The following is a 21,788-nucleotide window of genomic DNA, read 5'->3' on the forward strand; positions in this document are numbered from 1 at the left end:
TGACGGACGGCCCGAGCGGTCACGGTGCTCGGACCAGCAGGGCACCCGCCTGGACGTGGACGTCGATCTCGACCGCCCGCCCGAGCGGGTCACCGTCGACCTGGGCCTCCTCGCCCGCCGGCACGCGGATCCGCGCCCGGCGCGCCTTGGTGTGGTCGATGCGGCCCAGCTTCTCCGGCAGGTCGTTGCGCACCCCCACACCCTGCATGGCGATCTCGAACGTCAGCTGGGCCCACCCGAACACCCCACCACGGACGTCGACGGCGGCCACGTCGAGCACCCCGTCGTCGAGCACGGCGTCCGGCAGCAGGGTGACGCCGCCGGGGAGCAGGCCGCAGTTGCCGACCATGATCGACCGGGCGCGGGCCTCGACCGGCGGGCTGTCGTCGAGCTGCAGGGTGGCGCGCATCCGCCGGGCCTGCAGGTGCGAGAGCCCGGCCACGAAGTAGGCGACCCAGCCCACCCGCTTCTTCAGGTCCGCGTCCGCTGTGGCGACCATCGCCGCGTCGAACCCGAGGCCGGCGATCACCAGGAAGATGTGCTCGCGCTCCGTGTCGGGCTCGTGGTCGGGCTGGTTGGGATGGTCGCCGTTACGCGGCGCCTCCGCGAACTCGGTCACCCGCAGCCAGCCGACGTCGATGGGGCGCGAGCGGCCGTGCACGATCACGTCGAGGGCATGGTCGACGTTCGTCAGCGGCAGCTCGAGGTTCCGGGCCAGGAGGTTGCCGGTGCCGACGGGCAGGACACCCATCGGCTTGCCGGAGGCGACCATGGTCTCGGCGACGGCCCGGACCGTCCCGTCACCGCCCGCGGCGACGACTATGTCGGCGCCGTCGTCGAGCGCCTGCCGGGCCTGGCCCTTGCCGGGGTCCTCCACCGTCGTCTCGTACCAGAGCGGTTCCGGAAGACCGTGGGCCCTGCAGTGGGCGCGAACCTCGAGCGCCAGGCCGCTCGCGCCCTGCTTGGAAGGGTTCACGATCACCGCGAGCTGCGGTGCGGCCTGCACGCTCTGCGGCGTCGCCCGGTGCGGGTCGCGGCGCCGCATCCGTGCCTGCTGCGTCCAGACGCCGATGGCGACGGCAAGTGCCAGCACGGCGACGCTGATCGCGGCAATCCCTAGCCAGACCTGCCACCCCATGGGATCAGGGTACGGGGCACGCGCGGTGGCGCCCGCGCATCAGCTGCGGACGTTCGAGCCCGCGTGCCGCACCGCGTCCACCGCGCCGCGCATCTTGCGCGCGTTCACGGCCAGCAGGACGTCGCGGTACTGCGCGGCCCGGTGGATCTGTCCCTTGAGGTCGTTCGTCGAGGCGCGGTGCTTGAGATCACAGGGCACCTCCACGGCGACATACCCCTTGCGCAGCAGGTCGATGGTCATGCCCGTCTCGACACCCCAGCCACGCGCCAGCGGGGTGGCCGCCTCGAAGGCCTCACGGGTGAGGCAGCGCATGCCGGACAGCGGCTGCGACGGGCTCCAGCCCGTCATCGCCTCGATCGCCCGGCGGGCCGCGCCGACGACTATGCCGCGCCCGCCCGCGCCGGCCTGCTTGGGCAGCAGGGCGATCGCGAGATCGGCCACGCCCTCGCGAACCGGACGGACCAGCGGTGCCGTGTTCACGGCGGTGTCGCCGAGGTCGCCGTCGATGAACATGAGCAGGCGCGGCGGGCGACCGTCCGCGTCGCGCATCGCGACGACTGCGGCACCCGTCTCCATCGCGGCGGCCTTGCCGCGATTGTGCGAGTGGCGCACGACGACGGCGCCGGCGGCACGAGCAACGTGCTGCGTGTCGTCCTCGGAGCCGTCGTCGACCACGAGCACGAGGTCGACATGAGGGATCGCGCGCGCAGAGCGCACGGTCGCGGCAATGCGCTCGGCCTCGTCCTTGGCGGGGATGACCGCCGCCACCCGCTGGACGTTCTTACCTGCCTGAGCATTGCCGGGACGCGTGGTCTTCGCGACCGGGAGAGCGTTCACACCTGTCCTGCCTGAAGCGTCGATTTGCCTTGGTGGGTGACCGGATAGTCCTTTGCTTGGTGAGTGCAAAGGTTTACCCCTGGAATCCTACTCCCTTGGTCCGCTAGTTGCCGAAACCTGGACCGCTCGTGGCGATCCTCGGTGACTGCCGACGCGTTCCGGGCCGCTCGCGAACGACCGGCCAGGGGGTCCGGACTAACGCAGGGTGACCTGCCGGGAGACGATACCTGCTCTGGCGCGTCGCTCGTTCGCATCAAGCGGCTCCTTGATGGAAAGTGCTTTCGCGAGCTTCTCGCCGAGCTCCGTCGCGGGGCCCTCCAGATCAGCCGCCTCGGTGCCCTTCGGCAGCTCCCAGACGGGTACGACCAGGCCTGACGCGCGAAACGCTCCCACGAACTTCCCACCCGCAAGCCCTGACTCACGCTTTGCGTGCAGACGGGAGAGCGCGTCGATCAGGTCGTCCTCCGGTTCGGGACGTGCCCAGCGCAGGAACTCGCGCGTCATGCTGCACCAGTAGGCCGACTCGACCGAGGACACCTTGACCGTAGGGATCGCGCCGTCGGCGGCGTCCTCCAGGCTCTCCTTGAGCTCCGGGGTGACCTCGGCGCTCGGGTCGAGCCAGAAGTCGAACGTCTCGTGCACGGTGACCTCGAACGGGACGCTCAGGTCGAGCACGTCCTGCAGGCGCGGGCCCTCACCCGGCAGCTCGCCCGACTCGACCGCCGTACCCGGCTCCAGCTCCAGCGCCTCGAGGAGGGCCGCCGCGAGGTCGCGGCTCACGTCGCCGGTGCTCAGGATCCCCTGCACGGCGAGCAGGATCGCGCCGTCGGCACGGTGCAGAGCGGTCCACGCCCCCGGAAGCAGCGTCACGATCGTAACGTCGCGCGAGCCGTACTCGGCGGTGGTGCGAGCCGTCGCGGTCGCTGACGGGACGATCTCACGCATCGCCACCCAGTCGGTCTCCCCGGGGAGACCTTCGAAGGGCCGGAGCACGAAGTCGGAGGAGGGGTTCTTGGCCATGCGGCGAGTGTATCCGCGCGCATGCTCCCAGATCTGTCCGGCCGGTGATGTTTTCGGAAACTGGTCGGGCGCGGCTCATGATGGAGCGGTGGAACCCTGGCTCGCCGCGCACCTGCCCGTGCTCGACCTCGCGCTCGACGCCGTCCGAGCCGTCCAGCGCGCGTCCGCCCGGGCCGGCCGCCGGGTGAACGGGCCGGTCGCGTCCGATGCCGCCCGCCCCGACCCTGTCCACCCCGATCCAGCGAGAGTCGCCACGGCGTTCGCCTCCGACCGGGTCTTCGCGCTCGACGGACGGCCCATGGAGGCGTTCGCCCCGCTCTCCGGCTTCTTCCGCACCTCGGACGGCTGGGTCCGCACCCACGCGAACTATCCGCACCACCGGTCCCGCCTGACCGCCCTCGTCGGCCTGCCCGACGACGTCGGGCGCCCCGCCTTCGCCCAGCGGCTCGCCGAGCTCGCGGGGCAGGACCTCGAGGACCGTGCGGCCGGCCCGGAACCGGGCGGCGGCGCGATAGTGGCGCGCGTACGGACCGAGCAGGAGTGGCGGACGTCGGCGCCGGGACGGGCGTCGTCGTCGGGCCCTCTGGTACGGACCGCGCGGCGGGCCGAGCCCACGGGTGCACGACGGCGCCGCGCGGCGGAGGCCCGGCGGAGTGGGGCGGCACCCCTCGCCGGCGTCCGGGTGCTCGACCTCACCCGCGTGATCGCAGGCCCCGTCGCCACACGGACGCTCGCCCTGCTCGGCGCCGACGTGCTGCGCGTCGACCCACCGGCACCCGCGGAGATCGAGTGGCAGCACCTCGACTCGGGGCAGGGCAAGCGCAGCACCGTCCTGGACCTCCGGGACGGCAGCGACCGCCGTATCGCTCAGGAGCTGCTGGACGCGGCCGACGTGCTGGTCACCGGCTATCGGCCGGGTGCGGTCGAGGCGCTCGGGCTCGAGGCACCGCGCGGTGTCGTGACGGGCAGGGTCTCCGCGTGGGGCGACACCGGACCGTGGGCCGGCCGGCGGGGGTTCGACTCGATAGTGCAGGCAGCGAGCGGTATAGCCCTGCTGGAGGGCCAGGACGGGGTACCGGGGGCGTTGCCCGCCCAGGCCCTCGACCACGCCTCCGGCTACCTGCTCGCAGCGGGGATCGTCGACGCGCTCACCCGTACGGACGACGGGCCAGGCGTCGACGTCTCGGTATCGCTCGCCCGTACCGCGGCCTGGCTGCTGGACCTGCCGGGGCGGGACCCGCTGCACCCGGCTGCCGCGAAGGCATCGGCCGGCGAGACTGTGACCCACGCCGGGGTCACCACAGCGCGCCCGGCCCTCCCGGACCACGACGACTACGCGCACCCCGCACACCGGTGGGGCACCGACGCACCGACCTGGCGCCCGACGCCGCCGAGGTAGAACCCTGGCGAGGTGGAACCATGCCGAGAAAGCAGGTCAGACGCGGACGTGGCTCCGGCGCGCGACCAGGAGCGAGCCCGCGCCACCGACCACCAGGGCGCCGGCCGCCGCCGTCAGCGCGGCCGCCTCGGCGCCGGTCGTGGAGAGCCGGGCCGGGGCGTCCAGCGTGACCTCGGCGAGCGTCGACGCCTCCTGCTCGATGGCGGCGGTGCTCTCGGACGGGACGTAGGCGGTGAGCTGGGCTCCCGCGGTGTCGGCCGCCGTCGGCCTGCCCTGCCACTGCTGCCCGGGCGCCTGGACGGCCGCCGGCTCCAGGCTGGCGGACACGTCGGGCGCGGCGTCCTGCACGGGGGCGGCAACCTCGGCCACCACCGGCTCCGTCTTCTCGACGGGTGCGGCCTCCGCTTCGGGGGCGGTGGGCCGCGGGGCGACGTCCTCCGGCTTCGGCGCGGGCGCCGCGGCCTCTTCCAGGTGCTCCCGGATCGCCTCGCGCACCTGCCCGCGGTCCTGCTCGTCCCAGCCGCCCTGCCAGTCGTCCTGGCCCTGCGAGTCGGTCTGGCTCATCGTCTCGGCGCCACGGTCGGTCTCGGCGCCGCGGTCGCAGTCGCCCCGCTGGGACCCGTACTGCGGCACGTCGTAGTTCGGCTCCGAGTAGGTGGAGGGCTCGTACGAGCGCGGGGCTCCGGCGTCCTGCTCGTGGCCGTAGCCGCGGTGCTGGCCCCCGTCGTAGCCACGTCCGTTGTCGGCGGAGTGGCCGGGGTGACCGTCGTGGCCACCGCCGTCGTGCGCCATCGCCGGGCTGGCGACGGCGGTCGCCGCAGTGGCGAGCGCGATCGTCGCCACGACGCGGGAGGCCGTGGTCTTGGCGACGGACGAAGGCTTGACGGCGGCGTGCTTCATGAGAGCTGCTCCAGCTGGTCGACGACAACTGCCCGGGACCGGGGACGCCACGACGTTACCGGATCGGGAATAGAAGGAAAAAGGGGCGCATCGGAAAAAGCCGGAGCATCGGTAACGATCCGATAACAACGGGCAGAAGAATGGAACCTGGACAAAGTCCCGGAAAACGTAAACAGGGTGGAGCGCCAATGGCGCTCCACCCTGCTACGTCAAGGTCGAAGAGGCTGGGGTCCTCTTGTTCTCAGCTCAGGAGAGGCCTCCCAGCAGGCCACCGGTGAGGCCGCTCACGGCACCGCCGGTCAGGCCGTCCACGGTGTCCGTGACGCCACCGACGGTGTCCGTCACGGCGCCGCCCGCGACACCCTTCACGGTGTCCGTGACGGGCTTGGCGACGCTGCCCACGGTGTCCACGACGGGCTTGGCGACGCCGTCCACGACGACGTCCTTGACGATCGGCTTGGCGACGCCGTCGACAACCGTGTCCTTGACGACGGGCTCCACCACGTTGCCGACCACGTTGTCCTTGACGACACCCTTGACCACGCCGCCGAGGACGACGTCCCCGACGACCGGCTTCGCGACGTCGTTCACGACGCCCGGAACCACGTCGCCCGTCACGGCGCCGACGGCACCCGGGACGACGGAGCCCGCCACGTCGCCGACGGCCGCGGTGGCACCCGGGACGACGCTGCCCTGCACCGAGCCGACCGCACCCGGGACGACCTGGGTGGTGACCGGCTTGACGACGCCGTCGACCGCGACGTCGCCCACGACGCTCTCGACCACACCGGCAGCCGGGGTGGTGACCTTGGCCACGACACCCGGAACGCCGGCGACCACGCCGGGAACCTGCGACACGACGCTGTTCACGACGCCGCCCACGCCACCGAGAACGCCCGGCAGGTTGGCGGTGAGGCCGGCGATCGGAGCGGTCACGCCGCCCAGGACGTTCGGCAGGTTGCGGATCACGTCGGCGACGGTGGACGGCACGCCGTCGACCGTGCTGGTGGCAGTGTTGACGGCCCCGCCGGCGACACCGGTAGCGGTGTTGACCACGTTGCCGGCCACGCCGGTGGCGGTACCCGCGACGCCGCCCACGACGTCACCCTGCAGCGCGCCGCCCGCGACTCCACCGACGACTCCGGTAGCGGTACCGACGGCACCCGTGGCGGTGCCGACGACGTTGCCGCCGAGCACGTTCGAGAGCGCCGACCGGGCGGTGCCGGTCACGCCGGTCACACCGGTCACACCGGAGACGGCACCCGTCACGCCGGAGACGGCGGAGCCGTTGGCCACGCCACCCACGACGCTCGAGACGACCTGGGGTGCGGCGCCCTTGAGGGCACCCGACACGAACTGGGCCGGCTCGTAGTTCGGCGCGAGGGCCGTGGTGGGGGCGATCGAGGCGGGCAGCTCCTTGACCACGGCCTCGGCCACGGGCGCGGCCTTCGTGAGCTCGCTCAGGTCGATCGACGTCGACGAGAGGGCGGGGAGGTTCGACTTGAGGCCCTCGGTGGTGGTCCCGAGGTCACCGAGCGAGTCGAGCGGCGAGGCCTCTGCGGCCATTGCCGGGGCGGCCATGCTCGTGGCTGCCGTTGCGATGGCGACGGTCGCGATGGTCCGCGCACCCGCCGATACGGTCTTCTTCTTGTGTGCTGCGTGCTTCAAGAGTTGCTCCAGCATCTCGTTGCGCATGAGCGCGTTCGGTCCTTGAGCCACCGAACTTAGCCCTCACCCCCGGGTGAATAAAATCACCCTTGTTACGGTTTGGTAACGATGGCCGAATTGGACTCTAGAAACCGGTCCGTCCCGCTTGTTCCGCCAGCTATCGCGTGAAGCGTTATCGGCGGCGAGAGGGATCGGCGTCTCGGTGGGCGGACGCTTCCATCGTCAGCGCCTCCGCACCCTGGACCAGAGCGGCCTCGGCGGCCCTCGCCGCGGCGGTGGCCTTCGCCCGGACGTCGACGATCTTGTCGTGCAGCTCGGCATGCACACGCTTGCGCACCTCACGGGCGATGGCGTCGACGTCGGCCTCGTCCGGGCCGGGCTCCCCGTGTGCGGCCAGCTCGGCGGTGAGCCGGGCGACCGAGTCGGCGATCTCGGCGACCACCCGGACCTCCGCCTCGTCCAGGAGGGCGATCACCGCGGCGTCGGCCTCCCGGCCCAGCCGGGTCTCCTCGAAGCGCCGGGCTGCCGTGTCCACTATCCGCTGCGCCTGCGCGACGACGTCGTGCGCCACGGCGGGGGCGTGCGCCTTGAGGGTGGCGAGGTCGAAGAGCAGCACGCCCTCGACGTCGGCCACGCTCGGGTCGACGTCGCGGTGCAGCGCGAGGTCAAGGATGACCAGCGGCCGGGGCTCCGGCTCGTCGCCGGCGCGGTCGGCGGCGCGCTCCCGCGCGCGGACCAGCGCTGCGGCGTCCAGGACGTGGCCGAGGCTCGCCTCGGGGCCGTTCTCGGTCACCAGGCCGGGGAGCGCCGTCGAGCCGCCGAAGTTGCCGGCCACCGTGGCGCTGAGCCGCTCGTCCTGGGACTCCCCCTGCGCGGCGGCCGCGCGGCCGCGAGCGCCGCTGCAGCTCACCACCAGGTCGGCGTCGGCTAGTGCCTCGATGAGCGAGTCCACCGGCTGCACGCCGTGCGACTCGGCGAAGGCCTCGGCGCGGCCTGACTGCGAGTAGACGCGGATGTCGTCGCAGCCACGCGCCCGGAGGGCGGCGACGGACGCGCCGGCGTACGAACCGGTGCCGATGAGCACTGCGCGCGTGCCGTCCCACGGCGGCAGCTCGCGCTCGGCGAGATCCAGCGCGAGCGCGACGACGGACCGGCCCGCCGCGCCGAGCTCCGTGTCGGTGCCGACGCGCTTGGAGGTGCGCGACGCCGTCTGGAAGAGCAGCTCGAGAGTCTTGGACGTGGTCTCCTGCTCGCGGGCCTCGGCGAGCGAGCGCTTCACCTGGCCGGCGATCTCGCGCTCGCCCACGACCATCGCGTCCAGGCCCGCCGCCACGGCGAACAGGTGCTCGGTGACCTCCGGCCCGGTGCGGACCGTGAAGCTGCGGGCGGCGACGTCGCCCGTCACACCCGAGGAGCGCGCCACCAGCTCGGCCACGTGCCGCGTCGCGTGCCGCACGCTGTCGCCGCTCAGCGGCGCGTCGACGTCGAGGTAGAGCTCGAAGCGGTTGCACGTCGAGATCACCACGGCGCCCGCGACGGGGCCGCACGAACCCACGACGACACGACCCACTGACGACGAACCCGTGGACAGGCGTTCCAGCGCGTCGAGGTCGAGCTCGCGGTGGCTGGCGGTGAGGGAGAGGAGAACCACAGTGCTCCAACTTTATGCACCCCGGCGCGGCAGGGCAGAATCGGTAAGCGTGAAGTCCACCACGATTGCCCCTGCTCATCCGCTCGCCGACGGGCGGACCTCTGCCGCACCCCTGGTGCAGGCCCTCCGGGGTGATCGTCCTGGCCGTACGCCCGTCTGGTTCATGCGCCAGGCCGGCCGGTCCCTCCCCGAGTACCGCGAGGTGCGCAAGGGCACGGGCATGCTCGAGTCGTGCCTGCGGCCAGAGCTCGCGTCGGAGATCACACTGCAGCCCGTCCGCCGGCACGGGGTGGACGCCGCAGTCTTCTTCTCCGACATCGTGGTGCCGCTCAAGCTCGCCGGGGTGGGCGTGGACATCAAGGCGGGGGTGGGCCCCGTCATGGACCAGCCCTACCGCACGGCTGACGAGGTCGCCCGCCTCACCTCCCGCACGCTCGACGACGCAGCCCTCGACCCGATCCGGGAGGCCGTCGCGCTGACCGTCGCCGAGCTGGGCACCACGCCGCTCCTCGGGTTCGGCGGGGCGCCGTTCACGCTCGCCGCATACCTCGTCGAGGGCCGGCCGTCGCGCGACCACCTGGCCGCGCGCACCCTGATGCACGCCGACCCCGCGACCTGGGACGCGCTCGTGACCTGGACCGCCGACCTCACCGGGGCGTTCCTCCGGGCGCAGGTCGAGGCGGGAGCGAGCGCCGTGCAGCTCTTCGACTCCTGGGCCGGTTCGCTCTCGCTCGCGGACTACACGTCGCGCGTCGCGCCGTCGTCGACGCGAGCGCTCGCCTACGTGGCGGACGCCGGCGTCCCCGCCATCCACTTCGGCACCGGGACCGGGCACCTGCTGCCCGCCATGCGCGACGTGCTGGTCGCAGCGGGTCTGGTGGACCACGCGGTGGGCGTCGACTACCGGACTCCGCTCGACGAGGCCGCCGCCCTGCTGCCGGGCGTGCCCCTGCAGGGCAACATCGACCCCGCCCTGCTGGCCGCACCCTGGGACGTGCTGGAGGCGCACGTGCGCGACGTGGTCGCCCGCGGGTCAGCGGCGCCCGGGCACGTGGTCAACCTCGGTCACGGCGTGCCGCCCGAGACGGACCCGACGGTGCTGACCCGCGTGGTCGAGCTGGTGCACTCGTTGTGACCGGGGTGGCCGGGGCCTGGACGGGGGCGGCCGGGGCGGCGATCTTTGACCATGCAGTTGCTGCCAAGATTGCGACTCGACTGGCAGCAACTGCATGGTCAACGAGGACGACCCTTGCGAGCCTCACTCTTCGGCACCCGAGATGACCGGGTCGCCCGAGATGGCCGGCGCCGTCGTCGTCGGGGCCGGGATCGGCGGGCTCGTCGCCGCGCACACGCTCGCTGCGCGCGGGCTGCGCGTCGTCGTGCTGGAGGCCGCCGACCAGGCCGGCGGACCGATCCGGGGCGGCGCCTTCGCGTCCCTGCCGGACGTCCCGCTGGACCTCGGCGCCGAGTCGTTCGCGGTGCGCGGCGGCGTGGTGGAGCGGCTGGCCGAGGAGCTGGAGCTCACCGTCGAGGCACCCGCAGGGCTCTCGGCCTGGGGCTACGCCGCCGGGCGGGCGTTCCCGCTGCCCGCCGCCGGGGTGCTCGGTATCCCCTCGCGGCCGTGGGCAGCGGACGTGCGGCGCGCGATCGGCTGGCCGGGTGTGCTGCGCGGGACGCTGGACCGGGTGCTGCCCGCGCGGTTCGTGGACACGACCGACCTCGGGACGTTCACCCGGTCGCGGCTCGGGTCCCGGGTCGCGGACCGGCTGGTCACGCCGGTCGCGGCAGGCGTGCACTCGGCGCCGCTCGACCGGCTCGACGTCGCCGCCGTCGCGCCTGGGCTGCTGGACGCGTACGCGCGGACCGGGTCCCTCGCGCGCGCGGTGGCGTCGCTGCGGGCTGCCGCGCCCCCTGGTTCGGCGGTGCGCGGGATCGACGGCGGTGTCCATGCCCTGGTGGACGCCCTGGTGGAGCGGCTGGACGTGCGGCTGGGGGCGCGGGTGACCGGCGTGGAGCGCGCGGCCGGGAGCACAGTGACCGGGGGCGCGGAGAGCGGCGCCGCCGAGCAGGCAGGCGCCGCCGAGCGGACCAGCGCCGACTGGCTGGTCCGCACCGAAGACGGCCAGGTACTGCGCGCGCCACGTCTGGTGCTCGCGACCCGCACCGAGTTCGGTCCTTTGCTGGGCGATCCCTCTGAGATCGGTCAGTTGCCTCGAGATCGGTCAATCAAACGACCGATCTCGAGGCAACCGACCGATGTCGAAGCGAAGGACGTGAAACCGGCCGAAGTCACGCCCTCCCCGTCCAGGGAACCGGCGCCGCCGCTCGCGCCGTTCGGCGGGCTCACCCCGCCGCTAGCCCCCGAGCGCGGCGCCGACATCCGGCTCGTCACGCTCCTGCTGGAGGCACCCGAACTCGACGGCGCCCCGCGAGGTTCCGGCATGCTCGTGGCCCCGGGCACGACGCTGGGCACCGTCCGCGCCAAGGCCCTGACTCACGCGACGGCGAAGTGGCCGTGGCTGGCGCGCCGGGTGCGCGACGCCGTCGGGCCAGGCTGGCACGTGGTGCGGCTCAGCTACGGCCGCATCGGCGAGCCGACGCCGGAGCCCACCGCCGAGGAGGCCACCCGCGACGCGTCGGCTCTGCTCGGCATGGACCTGACCGGCCGGGTGCGGGACGTCCTGCACCAGCACTGGGACGGCGCGCTCCCCCCTCCGACGCCCGCCTACCGGGCCACGATCAAGCAGTTCGAGCAGGCGCTGCTGGCCGAGCCCGGCATCGACGCCACGGGCGGCTGGATCGCGGGCACCGGCCTCGCGGCGATCGTCGGGCACGCGCGGCGCACGGTGGAGCGGCTCGGCGAGCCAGGAACGACGCGGAACGGCGCGTTCTGACACAACGTTCTGACAGTCCGCCAGCAAGGCTGTGAGATAGGCCGTCGCGTTTCCTCCAGGCGGGGGTTCGGGTGGAGACTGGGATAGTGACCCCGACCCCCCTCGCCGTCAGCACACCAGGAAGCGTCCCGGGAGACGCCGCGCCGATCCGTCTCGGTACGCGCGCGAGCGCCCTCGCCACCACCCAGAGCGGTCTGGTGGCCAAGCGCCTGGAGGAGCTGACCGGCCGGCCGGTCGAGCTGGTCCACATCCGGACCGAGGGCGACGTGCGGACCGGCAGCCTGGCCAGCCTGGGCGGCACCGGCGTCTTCGTGACGGCCCTGCGCGAGGCGCTGCTCGACGGCCGCTGCGACGTCGCCGTCCACTCCCTCAAGGACCTGCCGACCACTCCCGCGCCCGACCTCACCTACGTGACACCCGAGCGTGCCGACCCACGCGACGCCCTGTGCGCACGCGACGGACTCACCCTCGCGACGCTCCCCCACGGGGGGCGCGTGGGCACCGGCTCGCCCCGCCGAGCAGCCCAGATCCGCGCCGCCCGGCCGGACCTGGAGGTCGTCGACATCCGCGGCAACGTCGGCACCCGGCTCAACCGCGCGCTCGGGCCCGACGCCGACCTCGACGCCGTCGTCCTCGCCTGCGCGGGCCTGGCCCGCCTGGGCCGCACCGAGGTGATCAGCGAGGTGCTCGACGTCGACGTCGTGTCCCCGGCCCCCGGCCAGGGCGCGCTCGCCGTCGAGGTCCGCACTGCCGACCTCGTGCCCCCGTCGGACGAGGCCCGGCGTGCGGCCGACTCGTCGACCGGCCCGGGACACACCCTCGCCGAGGCGATCCACCTGCTCGACCACCGCCCGACCCGCCTGGCCGTGCTCGCCGAGCGTTCGGTGCTGGCGCGGCTGGAGGCCGGTTGCGCCGCGCCCGTCGGGGCCTACGCGACCGTGGCCGGCACCGTGCTCCGACTGCGGTCCGTGGTCGCCGCCGTGGACGGCACCGAGCAGATGTCCCGCAGCGGGGAGACGCAGCTCTCCCAGGACGTCGCGCCCGAGGTCCTCGACGACGCCGCCCGCGCGCTGGGCATCTCCGTGGCCGAGCACCTGCTGGCAGACGGCGCGGAGCGGCTCGCACCGCTGAGCGCGACCGTCCCGGAGAAGGCGTGACCGAGGCGGACTTCCCCATCGAGCCGGCCGACTCCGCCGGACACCCGGTGGTGCTGGTGGCGCGCACGCCGGTGCGGGCCGCCGGGCTGCTCGCGCTGCTGCGTGAGCGAGGGCTCGACGCAGTGGCGGCGCCCGTGATCGAGCGGGCACCGGTCGAGGATCACGCGGAGCTCGACGCCGCCCGCGAGCGTCTCGCCCGGGGCGCGTACGACTGGGTGGCGGTCACGAGCGTGAACGCGGTGGACGCGCTGCTCGGACCCGCGAGCGGAGAGGTACCGGCCCTGGCCGGCCGGATCGCTGACGAGCCCGTCCGGTGGGCCGCAGTCGGGCCGGCCACGCGGCAGGCGCTGGCCGGCCACGGGCTGGCCGTCGACCTGGTGCCCGACGTCGCGACCGGCGCCGGGCTCGCCGATGCGTTCCCCGCTGCGACCGCGAAGGACGCCACGACCGCCGGGGACCCGGCCCACCAGCCGCGCGTGCTGCTCCCGCTGGGGAGCCTCGCTTCCGACACGATGCGCGCGGGGCTCGAGGCCAAGGGCTGGACCGTCGACGTCGTGACGGTCTACCGGACCATCACGCGCGAGCTCCCGCCGGAGCTCCGCCGGCCGTACGACGTCGTCGTGGTCGCCTCGGGCTCGGCCGCCAGCCAGATCGCGGCCCAGCTGGGCCCGCAGCGGGTGGTCGCGATCGGTGAGCCGTCGGCTCGCGCAGCGGGCGCCGTCGGGCACACGGTGCTCGCGACCGCCGCCGAGCCAACGGACGAGGCCCTGGCCGCCGCCGTGGCCGAAGCACTTGTCAGAACCTGATGTACCTGTCAGAGGCGCAGGTCACGCTGGTGACCTGAGTGTCTGACAACTCCTCTCGCCTAACCGGAAGTAGGGAAAAACCTTGAGCTCCACCGGGATCGTGTACCGACCGCGTCGCCTGCGTGCCACACCCGGCATGCGCCGCCTGGTCGCGGAGACTCGGCTGCACCCGGCCGACCTGGTGCTGCCGCTCTTCGTCAAGGAGGGACTGACCGAGCCCGCGCCGCTGACGAGCATGCCCGGGCAGGTGCAGCACACGGAGGAGTCCCTGGTGGACGCGGTGCGGGCCGCACGGGACGCGGGGCTGGGCGGCGTCATGCTGTTCGGCATCCCGACGGTCAAGGACGCGACCGGCTCGCAGGCCGACGCCGAGGACGGGATCCTGCAGCGCGCGCTGCGGGCGTCGCGCAAGGTGCTGGACGAGGTCCCGGCGGGTACGGCTACCCCCGTCCTCATGGCGGACACCTGCCTGGACGAGTTCACCGACCACGGCCACTGCGGCGTCCTGACGTCCACAGGGGCTGTGGACAACGACACGACGCTCGCCCGCTACGCCTCCATGGCTGTGGCGCAGGCGAGGGCGGGCGCGGACGTCATCTCGCCGTCGGGCATGATGGACGGCCAGGTCGCGATGATCCGCGACGCGCTGGACGACGCGGACTTCCTCGACACGAGCATCCTGGCCTACAGCGCCAAGTACGCGAGCGCCTACTACGGCCCGTTCCGCGAGGCCGTGGACTCGGAGCTCAAGGGCGACCGCAAGACGTACCAGATGGACTACGCCAACGCCCGCGAGGGCCTGCGCGAGGCCGACCTGGACCTCGCCGAGGGCGCCGACATCGTCATGGTGAAGCCTGCCGGGTCGTACCTGGACGTGCTGCGCGCGGTCGCCGACCGGAGCGACGTGCCGGTGGCGGCGTACCAGGTGTCGGGCGAGTACGCGATGATCGAGGCGGCCGGTGCGAACGGCTGGATCGACCGGGACCGGGCAGTCCTGGAGTCGGTGACGAGCATCAAGCGAGCGGGCGCGGACGTGATCCTCACGTACTGGGCCCTGGAGATTGCGGAGTGGATCAAGTGACCGAGGCGATCGAGACCCAGTCCCTGCGCCGGGCGCCCGAGGCGAACCACGCGGCGTTCCTGCGTGCCCAGGGCGCGATCCCGGGTGGCGTGAACTCGCCCGTGCGTGCCTACGGCAGTGTTGGCGGCGACCCGCGGTTCCTCGCCTCGGCGAGCGGCCCGTACGTCACGGACGTCGCGGGGCGCGAGTACGTGGACCTGGTCTGCTCGTGGGGTCCGGCGCTGCTGGGGCACGCGCACCCCGAGGTCGTCGCCGCGGTGCAGGACGCCGCCGCGCGCGGCCTGTCGTTCGGCGCGCCCACGGTCGCGGAGGTAGACCTCGCGGAGGAGGTCCGACGCCGGGTGCCCGCTGCTGAGCGCGTCCGCCTCGTCTCCACGGGTACGGAGGCGACGATGACGGCGATCCGCCTCGCGCGCGGGTTCACGGGCCGGCCGCTCGTGGTCAAGTTCGCCGGCTGCTACCACGGGCACATGGACGCGCTGCTGGCCGAGGCCGGGTCGGGCGTCGCGACGCTCGCGCTGCCGGGTTCGGCGGGCGTCACCGAGGCGACCGCCGCCGAGACGCTGGTGCTGCCCTACAACGACCTCGCGGCCGTCGAGGCCGCGTTCGCGCAGCGCGGCTCGGAGATCGCCGCCGTGATCACTGAGGCGTCGCCCGCGAACATGGGCGTGGTGCCGCCCGCCGAGGGGTTCAACGAGGGCCTGCGGCGGATCACGGCGACACACGGCGCGCTGTTCATCATGGACGAGGTGCTCACCGGGTTCCGCGTGGGCCCGTCCGGCTGGTGGGGGCTCGAGAACGAGGCCATCCGCGCCGCCGGGGGCGAGGGCTACACGCCCGACCTGTTCACGTTCGGCAAGGTGGTCGGCGGCGGCATGCCGGTGGCCGCGCTGGGCGGGCCGGCGTCGATCATGGACCACCTGGCGCCCCTCGGACCCGTCTACCAGGCGGGCACGCTGTCGGGTAACCCCGTGGCGGTCGCCTCGGGCCTGACGACCCTGCGGCTGGCCGACGACGCCGTGTACGCCCGCGTGAACGAGGTGTCGCGGGTGCTGTCCGACGCCGTCGGCGATGCCCTGTCCGCCGCGGGCGTGAAGCACCGCGTGCAGCGGGCCGGCTCCCTGTTCTCGGTGTTCTTCGGCCCGCTGGCCGCGGCCTCGGGCGTGCGCGACTACGCGCAGGCACAGGCCGCCGAGACGTACCGGTTCACGCCGTTCTTCCACTCGATGCTGGAGTCCGGGGTCAACCTGCCGCCGTCGGTCTTCGAGGCCTGGTTCGTCTCCGCCGCGCACGACGACGCCGCGGTGTCCCGCATCCTCGACGCCCTCCCGGCGGCGGCCCGCGCGGCGGCTGCGGCGTCCGCCTGACCCGTCTCGGGCGCCGCGCGGCGGCAGACCGTCCGTGGGGAGGTCTACCCACCGACCGCTATGCCATGTTCTGTCACAATCTGCGAGCCCTGCGCACCGTGCGCAGGGTTCGAGATGAGGGAACGAAACATGGTCTTCTTCGGCTGGGGCAGCAAGAGCAAGACTGCGCCGCTCGACGCGGGGCGAGCCCTGGTGCTGCGCTACTCGTACTTCCACCTGTTCTGGCTGCTCCGGGTCTCGTGGGGCCTGAAGTACAGTCTGGCGACAGCCACCGAGGCCGGGTGGGCGACGCGGCCGCTCTCGGACGAGGAGGCCATGCAGCTCGACGCGCCCAACAAGCTCACGCTGAACCTCTGGTGGCGGTGGGGCCTCGTGCTCTGGGCAGCGGTGGCACTCGTCGCCATCGTCATCGGCAACCTGACGCGCTGACCGTCACGCGACGGCGGGGACCGTCTCCGGCCACGTGAACCACGACGCCGGGGCGGCCTCGTCGAGACGGCGCAGGGCGTTCTCGGCGAGGACCCCGGTGGCGAGCAGCCCTCGTGCCACCATCTGCCCCACCACGGCCGCGCCCGTGGCGTTGAAGTGCGTGTTGTCGTCGACGCCCTCCGCGGTGCGCAGAAAGTTGAGCCGGCTGGGCCCGGGCCCGAGCTGCTGCCACCGCGCGATGGTCTGCGCGGTGATGTCGATCAGGGGAACGCCCTCGTCCGCGGCCAGCGCGCGCATCGCGTCCGGGTAGCGCCCGTGGGTCGCGACGGCGTTGCCGTCGGCGTCGAACCGCCACCGTTCCGCAGGGGTGAGCAGCACCGGCACGGCACCCCGCTGCCGCGCGCCGTCGATGTAGAGGCGCAGGAAGGACTGGTAGGTGGTCCACGGGTCGGTGTGCACCAGCGGGTCGGACTTCTCGTCGTTGTGCCCGAACTGGACGAGCAGCACGTCGCCGGCGCGGAGGTCGGCCAGGATGCTGGCGAGGCGCCCTTCCTCGACGAAGGTCCGGGAGCTGCGCCCGTTCATCGCGTGGTTCAGGACCTCCGTCCGGGCCGCGACGTACCAGGGCAGCGCCATGCCCCAGCCGGTCTCGGGGGCGGCACGAGCGTACTTCTGCGCGGCGGTCGAGTCGCCGGCGATGTGGATCCGGAGCGGGTGCTGCTCCCTGGCCGTCCGGGCGACGGCGCGGACCGCCGGCTCACGAGCGGGAGCGGCCGCGGGTGCCGCGCTCGCCGTAGTGAGAACGAGCGGGCCGGCGACAAGTGCGGCGAGCATGAAGCGACGGGTCATCGGGGCGGCCATGCCTGTAGGGGTGCCTCTCGTGCGCAGAACCTGGGGTGTTCAGGACGAAAGATATCCGATCTACCTGCTGGTCAGCGCCGTATCTGTCCCGTGACCTGGGCCGCCGGCTCGGGCCAGGCGAAGCACTCCATCGGGACGTTCTCGTGGAGGCGGGCTACCTCGTGCTCGGCGAGAACCCCGGTGGCGAGCAGTCCACGCGCCACCAGCTGGGCGACCTGGCCGGCACCCGCCGGGCTGAAGTGGGTGTTGTCCTGCCGCTCGGGCAGGAAGCTGAGCAGGCTGCCTTCCGGGCCGAGCTCCTGCCACAGCGCGATGGTCAGCGCGGTGACGTCGACCAGACGCACTCCCTCGGTGGCGGCCAGCGCCCGCATGGCGTCCGGGTAGAGGCCGTGGGTCCCGACGGCGTTGCCGTCGTCGCCGAACCGCCTGCGTGACGCCGGGGTCAGCAGCACCGGCTCCGCTCCGCGCTCCCGGGCCGCGTCGAGGTAGAGAAGCAGGTGGGACCGGTAGGTGGTCCACGGTTCGGTGCCGATGGGCTCGGGCTTCTGGTCGTTGTGCCCGAACTGGACGAGCAGCACGTCGCCGGGCCGGATGACGTCGCGGATCGCGTCCAGGCGCCCCTCCGCGACGAAGCTCCGGGAGCTGCGGCCGTTCATCGCGTGGTTGACGACCTCGATCCCGGGCGCCAGGTACCAGGGCAGGGCCATGCCCCAGCCGGTCTCGGGGGCGGCCGGTGCGTACTTCTGGGACGCGGTGGAGTCGCCGGCTATGTGGATGCGGCGCGGACGCTGGTCTTCAGCCTTCTGCGCGACAGCAGCCGGCGCGGTGGGCCGGGAAAGGCGGGACGTTGAAGCGGGCATGCCAGCGGGTACCTCTCGTGCGAGACCTGGATGGTCGGAACGAAAGATATCCAATCGGACGGCGTCGGGGATCACCGGACCAGCCTGGCGGGCGCAGGTGCGAGTCACATTGCGGCAAGCAACTGGCTCACGAGAGCGGCAAATGCTGGCGCCACAGTCGGGTCCCCGGGTGCGGCGCTGGCCGCCAAGACAGGGATCCGCCCTTGTGCACTCGAGCCCTGTGCGCGGAGTAGGTCAAGTGCTTCGTTGGTGACGGCAGCGGCGTGCTCGTCAGCCGAGTGAGCCTTGAGCCCGCTGACAAGGTCGGCGGTCTCGACGGCTTGCAGGACGCGGAACATGTCGAGGGCGTCCTTCTCTTTGAGCCGATCGGGCTGCTGGTCGGCTTGTTCGAGGCGTTCGGCGATCTTGATCGCCTTCGCGGTCAGCAGTGCAGCCGGCCCAGCCACTCGCAGGCCAACCCTGCGGGTGTCGGTGGTCTCGAACGCGGTGATCGTGACTCGCTCGTTGTCGAGGAGCGCGGGCTCCAGACCGCGGGCGATGCGGGCGGTGCGCTTGTCGTGGGGATGCAGGCGAGCCGCGCGAGCGGATGCCCGTGTCGTGCCTGCCTGATGTGGCACGACCATCAGGTCGACTGCAACGTCGCTGGCTGCAATCCAGTGTCCGGGGTTGGGGCCGTGCGTGAATCCGGCTGCCCGAAGTACTTCGCCGATCTCGGGCACGTCGGCGAGACCGGTGGCGTTGATCGCAAGGTCCGCGTCGGTCGTCATCAACGGCACGTTCAGCTCAGCGGCACCAGTGTGGTGATAGACCGCCTGGGCACCGACGAGGATCAGGTTGTCGAGGTGTCCTTCGAGTGCGGCAAGTGCGTCAAGGAGAACGCGGCGCGCGGCGACGTACTCGGGGGCAAGGTCGTTCATCTCATTCGTTCCATGCGGGGTCGTTTTTCGCTAGTGCTTCCATGAGCTGGTCAGCCTCGGCGTCTGAGCGGCCGGGGAGTGTCAACAGATCAGCCAGCACGAGCGCTACCGGTGCCGTCGTCAGCGACAGGTCATTGAACCCCGGGAGAATGTCCTTGTCCTGCGGTGCGGCGATCACGACGTTGGCGGTCGCCGGCTCCGCGGCGATCAGATCCAGCTCTCGGGGCAGGGCGATTGGCTCAGCGGCATACAGAGCGAGCAGTTTGAGCGGAACGACGGATGTCATCCCGTGGGGCAGGATCCGTCGCGCCGCAGCCGATCCCGTGAGCGCGATACCCCCTCGATCTGAGAGTTGGGCCGCCGCGCGGTCGAGCCCTCGCGGCGCGATGTAGTAGCTGACGGCGCGGTTGGACTTTGCGAAGGAGTAGTCCTGCGCCCATCGCCGGATCAGTGCGCGCCGTCGCACCGTGTGGACTCCGCCGCGCTCGTCCCGGTCGACGACGCCCTCGGATGCCAGGGTGGCCAACAGCTTGGAAGCCGAGCCAGGCGAGACGCCGGCGAGGTTGGCGAGTTCCCGTACGCCGATGGGCAGATCGCTGTTCGACAAGGCACGGATCGTGCGGCTCGCCGCGATCCCGTTGAGCCGGGTGACTGCGCTGGCAACCCGGGTCTGCGGGGAACGCTTGGCCCCGTGGCTAGTGAGCAGGATGAGGGGGTCTTCGGAAATCACTCGCACCCATCCTGTGGCATCGGCAAAGCTGATGCCCTCGGCGATCAGGGCGGCTCGCAGGGACGGCCCGACGTAGTCGGAGGCGAACAGCACGGGCATGCCTGCGCGGCGTGCGTGCTCGCGCAGTACGTCGAGGAGGACTGCTGTCGACACAGACCCTGACAGCTTTGCCTCGACCGCGAACGCGGCTCGGTCGCCGCTCGGGCCTACCAGCTCTACGACGGCGTCGAGCCGCACGCCTCGGAGCACGACTTCCCGGCGCTCATCGAATCTCCAGGAGGCAGGCAGCAGTTCGACGATGGAGCGGAGTGCATCGCCAAGAGTGTCTGTTTCTCGAATGGACGCGTTTCTCATGATGAGAAACAGGGTAGTTTGAGAAACAGCGGTCGCCAAGTGGACTAGTCGATTCCACCCGATTCCACGGTCGTAGGCGAACATTGCTGCTCGTCACCGACCTCCGACCTTGATATCAGTGAGCCGAGTCGCCGCCATGGGCCACGCCCCTTCGCATCAAGATCTTCAGGCCGAACCGGATCATTGGGTAATGACCTGGGCCTCGCCCATCACGATGTTCGCCGTCGCCTCGAAGTCCAGCGGGATCGTGCCGGACTGGCCCATACCCTCCCACTGCACGGTCCAGTACGACGTAGCGGTGACCTCGTACTCGCCCTGCTTCGTGTAGCGGTGCCCACAGTCCGGCGACTCCGCGGTGTCGAACCGGTCCTCGTACGGAGTACCCGCACCCACGCAGGTCACGGTGGTGCCGTCGCCCATGTCCCACACGACCTTGTCGACCTTCGCGGTAGCAGTCACCGACGCCGACCCTGCGGTCGCCTTCCGCGTGATCGGACCGAACGACTTCGGCCTCGGCTCGTTCACCCACATCCACTGCGGCATCCCCACGATCCCGACCCGGTCGGGACCCTCCTCAGGGACGATGCCGATGTCGATCGCGCGCAGCTGCATCCTGGTCACGGCGCGTCTAGCGAGCTCTTCCGCTGAAGGGCCGCCCAGGTTGGGCAGGGATCCGGTCCAACGGTCGAATGCGCAGTCGGGCACCCACGACTGATCCGGCTGCTCCACACACATCGGCGGCGTGCAGGTCACGATCAGACCGTCCGTGTGCCCGCTCCACACGGGGTTGTTCGTCGGGGGTGGCGGATCCACGGCCTCCACGTAGCAACCTCCGTCCCAGATGCCAGCACTCGTGCGGCATGGGATCTTCTTCCCGCGGTCGGTGCACTGCGGTTCTCCACTACCGGAGTCACTCACCGGAACCTCGGCGCCATCGCCCGAGGAGCTATCGCCCGAGGAGCCGCCGTCTACGGTCTCCTCAGCCTTGCCCGTGCAGACCCCAGTGGCTTCATCACAGACAACGTCAGCACTGGCAGGCGATGCGACGGCGAGCAGAGAACAACAGAGGGCAAACACGAGCAGTACCCGCCTCAGCACGACTTGTCCTTCAGGTACTCGGTGTACGCGACCAGCCACGGCCCGTCCGGGTAGTCGTAGTTGGCCACTCCGACCCTGATCACCCCGCGGTCCTTGCGGTCCGCAGGGATAATCGAATCGCCGGCTTCGTCGACCGTGTCAAGGTTGGTCACGTCATAGCAGACGTTGAAATCGACGTACGGAATCTCCGGCGGCGTTACCTTCGGGTTGAAGGTCAGGTCCACCTTGTCAACGTCGAGGGAGACGATCTCAGTCACCCCGGTCTGGTGCAGCCCTTGCTCCCCAGCGGCACCGTGAAACCTCTTCAGGTCGTTTTGCGCTGTTCCGATAGCAACCTTCTCGAATTGCTGGTGCCTGAACGCCGCGGGGTCCTGCATCGCCTCGTCCTTCATCTGAAAGTATTGGGAGACAAGGGGCTCGGCCTGCGCGATCGCTTCCTCCTCCGGCGAGAGCTCGGTCGGAGACGGCGACGCCGTCGCGGACACCGATTCCGACGGCGCGGCGGCCGGCGCCGAGCCGCCGGAGCAGGCCCCGAGGCTCAGCCCCAGTGCCACGACAGCGACGGCACCCATGGTGCGAGCGGCAATGCGGTTGGTGCGTGACATGCGGGTCCTCCTGCGG

At 72.0% G+C, this 21,788-nt stretch carries 20 protein-coding genes; 8 read left to right on the top strand and 12 right to left on the bottom strand.

Translation table 11 applies throughout. The features are described 5' to 3' along the window. Positions 1 to 19: 19 nt before the first annotated feature. The 3 genes from ACFO6V_RS14255 to ACFO6V_RS14265 form a co-directional block, all read right to left on the bottom strand. On the bottom strand, positions 20 to 1,138 hold the full coding sequence (locus tag ACFO6V_RS14255) for a diacylglycerol/lipid kinase family protein (RefSeq protein ID WP_377136404.1): 1,119 nt from the start codon (positions 1,136 to 1,138) through the stop codon (positions 20 to 22). Positions 1,139 to 1,177: 39 nt separating this feature from the next. Then, positions 1,178 to 1,975, bottom strand: coding sequence for a glycosyltransferase family 2 protein (locus ACFO6V_RS14260; protein WP_377136406.1), 798 nt, complete (start codon positions 1,973 to 1,975; stop codon positions 1,178 to 1,180). 195 nt (positions 1,976 to 2,170) lie between these two features. After that, positions 2,171 to 2,995: a DUF5926 family protein gene (locus ACFO6V_RS14265; RefSeq protein ID WP_377136408.1), complete on the bottom strand. Its 825-nt coding sequence runs from the start codon at positions 2,993 to 2,995 to the stop codon at positions 2,171 to 2,173. An 88-nt stretch (positions 2,996 to 3,083) separates the two neighbouring features. On the opposite strand from ACFO6V_RS14265, the gene ACFO6V_RS14270 reads away from it, so the two are divergent. Then, a complete protein-coding gene (locus ACFO6V_RS14270; RefSeq protein ID WP_377136410.1) occupies positions 3,084 to 4,394 on the top strand; it encodes a CoA transferase in 1,311 nt (436 codons plus the stop codon). 36 nt (positions 4,395 to 4,430) lie between these two features. Here ACFO6V_RS14270 and ACFO6V_RS14275 read toward each other — a convergent pair whose 3' ends face one another. The 3 genes from ACFO6V_RS14275 to ACFO6V_RS14285 all read right to left on the bottom strand — a co-directional run bounded on the left by ACFO6V_RS14275 (position 4,431) and on the right by ACFO6V_RS14285 (position 8,613). Further along, positions 4,431 to 5,294: a hypothetical protein gene (locus ACFO6V_RS14275; RefSeq protein ID WP_377136412.1), complete on the bottom strand. Its 864-nt coding sequence runs from the start codon at positions 5,292 to 5,294 to the stop codon at positions 4,431 to 4,433. 246 nt (positions 5,295 to 5,540) lie between these two features. After that, positions 5,541 to 6,962, bottom strand: coding sequence for a hypothetical protein (locus ACFO6V_RS14280; RefSeq protein ID WP_377136414.1), 1,422 nt, complete (start codon positions 6,960 to 6,962; stop codon positions 5,541 to 5,543). A 172-nt stretch (positions 6,963 to 7,134) separates the two neighbouring features. Then, the gene (locus tag ACFO6V_RS14285) at positions 7,135 to 8,613 is read right to left on the bottom strand and encodes a glutamyl-tRNA reductase (protein ID WP_377136416.1); all 1,479 of its coding nucleotides are present in this window, start codon (positions 8,611 to 8,613) and stop codon (positions 7,135 to 7,137) included. A 49-nt stretch (positions 8,614 to 8,662) separates the two neighbouring features. Between ACFO6V_RS14285 and hemE the strand changes: the two genes are divergently transcribed. The 7 genes from hemE (at position 8,663) to ACFO6V_RS14320 (ending at position 16,347) form a co-directional block, all read left to right on the top strand. After that, complete coding sequence (gene hemE / locus ACFO6V_RS14290) at positions 8,663 to 9,748, top strand: uroporphyrinogen decarboxylase (RefSeq protein WP_377136418.1); 1,086 nt, start codon at positions 8,663 to 8,665, stop codon at positions 9,746 to 9,748. A 142-nt stretch (positions 9,749 to 9,890) separates the two neighbouring features. Further along, positions 9,891 to 11,507 (top strand): protoporphyrinogen/coproporphyrinogen oxidase, encoded by a 1,617-nt coding sequence (locus tag ACFO6V_RS14295; protein WP_377136420.1) that lies wholly within the window; start codon positions 9,891 to 9,893, stop codon positions 11,505 to 11,507. Between the two features lie 86 nt (positions 11,508 to 11,593). Beyond that, positions 11,594 to 12,664 (top strand): hydroxymethylbilane synthase, encoded by a 1,071-nt coding sequence (gene hemC, locus ACFO6V_RS14300; protein ID WP_377136422.1) that lies wholly within the window; start codon positions 11,594 to 11,596, stop codon positions 12,662 to 12,664. After that, positions 12,661 to 13,470: a uroporphyrinogen-III synthase gene (locus tag ACFO6V_RS14305; protein ID WP_377136424.1), complete on the top strand. Its 810-nt coding sequence runs from the start codon at positions 12,661 to 12,663 to the stop codon at positions 13,468 to 13,470. Before hemC ends, ACFO6V_RS14305 begins: the two co-directional genes overlap by 4 nt. 136 nt (positions 13,471 to 13,606) lie before the next feature. Then, the gene (hemB, locus tag ACFO6V_RS14310; protein WP_377136617.1) at positions 13,607 to 14,551 is read left to right on the top strand and encodes a porphobilinogen synthase; all 945 of its coding nucleotides are present in this window, start codon (positions 13,607 to 13,609) and stop codon (positions 14,549 to 14,551) included. Between the two features lie 23 nt (positions 14,552 to 14,574). Next, the gene (gene hemL, locus ACFO6V_RS14315; RefSeq protein ID WP_377136618.1) at positions 14,575 to 15,918 is read left to right on the top strand and encodes a glutamate-1-semialdehyde 2,1-aminomutase; all 1,344 of its coding nucleotides are present in this window, start codon (positions 14,575 to 14,577) and stop codon (positions 15,916 to 15,918) included. Between the two features lie 114 nt (positions 15,919 to 16,032). Then, a complete protein-coding gene (locus ACFO6V_RS14320) occupies positions 16,033 to 16,347 on the top strand; it encodes a hypothetical protein (RefSeq protein WP_377136426.1) in 315 nt (104 codons plus the stop codon). A 3-nt stretch (positions 16,348 to 16,350) separates the two neighbouring features. On the opposite strand, the gene ACFO6V_RS14325 is transcribed toward ACFO6V_RS14320, so the two are convergent. The 6 genes from ACFO6V_RS14325 to ACFO6V_RS14350 form a co-directional block, all read right to left on the bottom strand. Continuing rightward, positions 16,351 to 17,196, bottom strand: coding sequence for a rhamnogalacturonan acetylesterase (locus ACFO6V_RS14325; protein WP_377136428.1), 846 nt, complete (start codon positions 17,194 to 17,196; stop codon positions 16,351 to 16,353). Positions 17,197 to 17,279: 83 nt separating this feature from the next. Next, the gene (locus ACFO6V_RS14330) at positions 17,280 to 18,068 is read right to left on the bottom strand and encodes a rhamnogalacturonan acetylesterase (RefSeq protein ID WP_377136430.1); all 789 of its coding nucleotides are present in this window, start codon (positions 18,066 to 18,068) and stop codon (positions 17,280 to 17,282) included. Positions 18,069 to 18,172: 104 nt separating this feature from the next. Beyond that, positions 18,173 to 18,985, bottom strand: coding sequence for a hypothetical protein (locus ACFO6V_RS14335; protein WP_377136432.1), 813 nt, complete (start codon positions 18,983 to 18,985; stop codon positions 18,173 to 18,175). Position 18,986: 1 nt separating this feature from the next. Beyond that, the gene (locus ACFO6V_RS14340; RefSeq protein WP_377136434.1) at positions 18,987 to 20,069 is read right to left on the bottom strand and encodes a helix-turn-helix domain-containing protein; all 1,083 of its coding nucleotides are present in this window, start codon (positions 20,067 to 20,069) and stop codon (positions 18,987 to 18,989) included. A 180-nt stretch (positions 20,070 to 20,249) separates the two neighbouring features. Continuing rightward, complete coding sequence (locus tag ACFO6V_RS14345) at positions 20,250 to 20,690, bottom strand: hypothetical protein (protein WP_377136436.1); 441 nt, start codon at positions 20,688 to 20,690, stop codon at positions 20,250 to 20,252. A gap of 470 nt (positions 20,691 to 21,160) precedes the next feature. Continuing rightward, entirely contained in the window at positions 21,161 to 21,772 is a 612-nt protein-coding gene (locus tag ACFO6V_RS14350) for a hypothetical protein (protein ID WP_377136438.1), read from the bottom strand. Positions 21,773 to 21,788 lie beyond the last annotated feature (16 nt).

The sequence above is a fragment of the Promicromonospora alba genome (assembly GCF_042654905.1).
GTDB classification, from domain to species: domain Bacteria; phylum Actinomycetota; class Actinomycetes; order Actinomycetales; family Cellulomonadaceae; genus Promicromonospora; species Promicromonospora alba.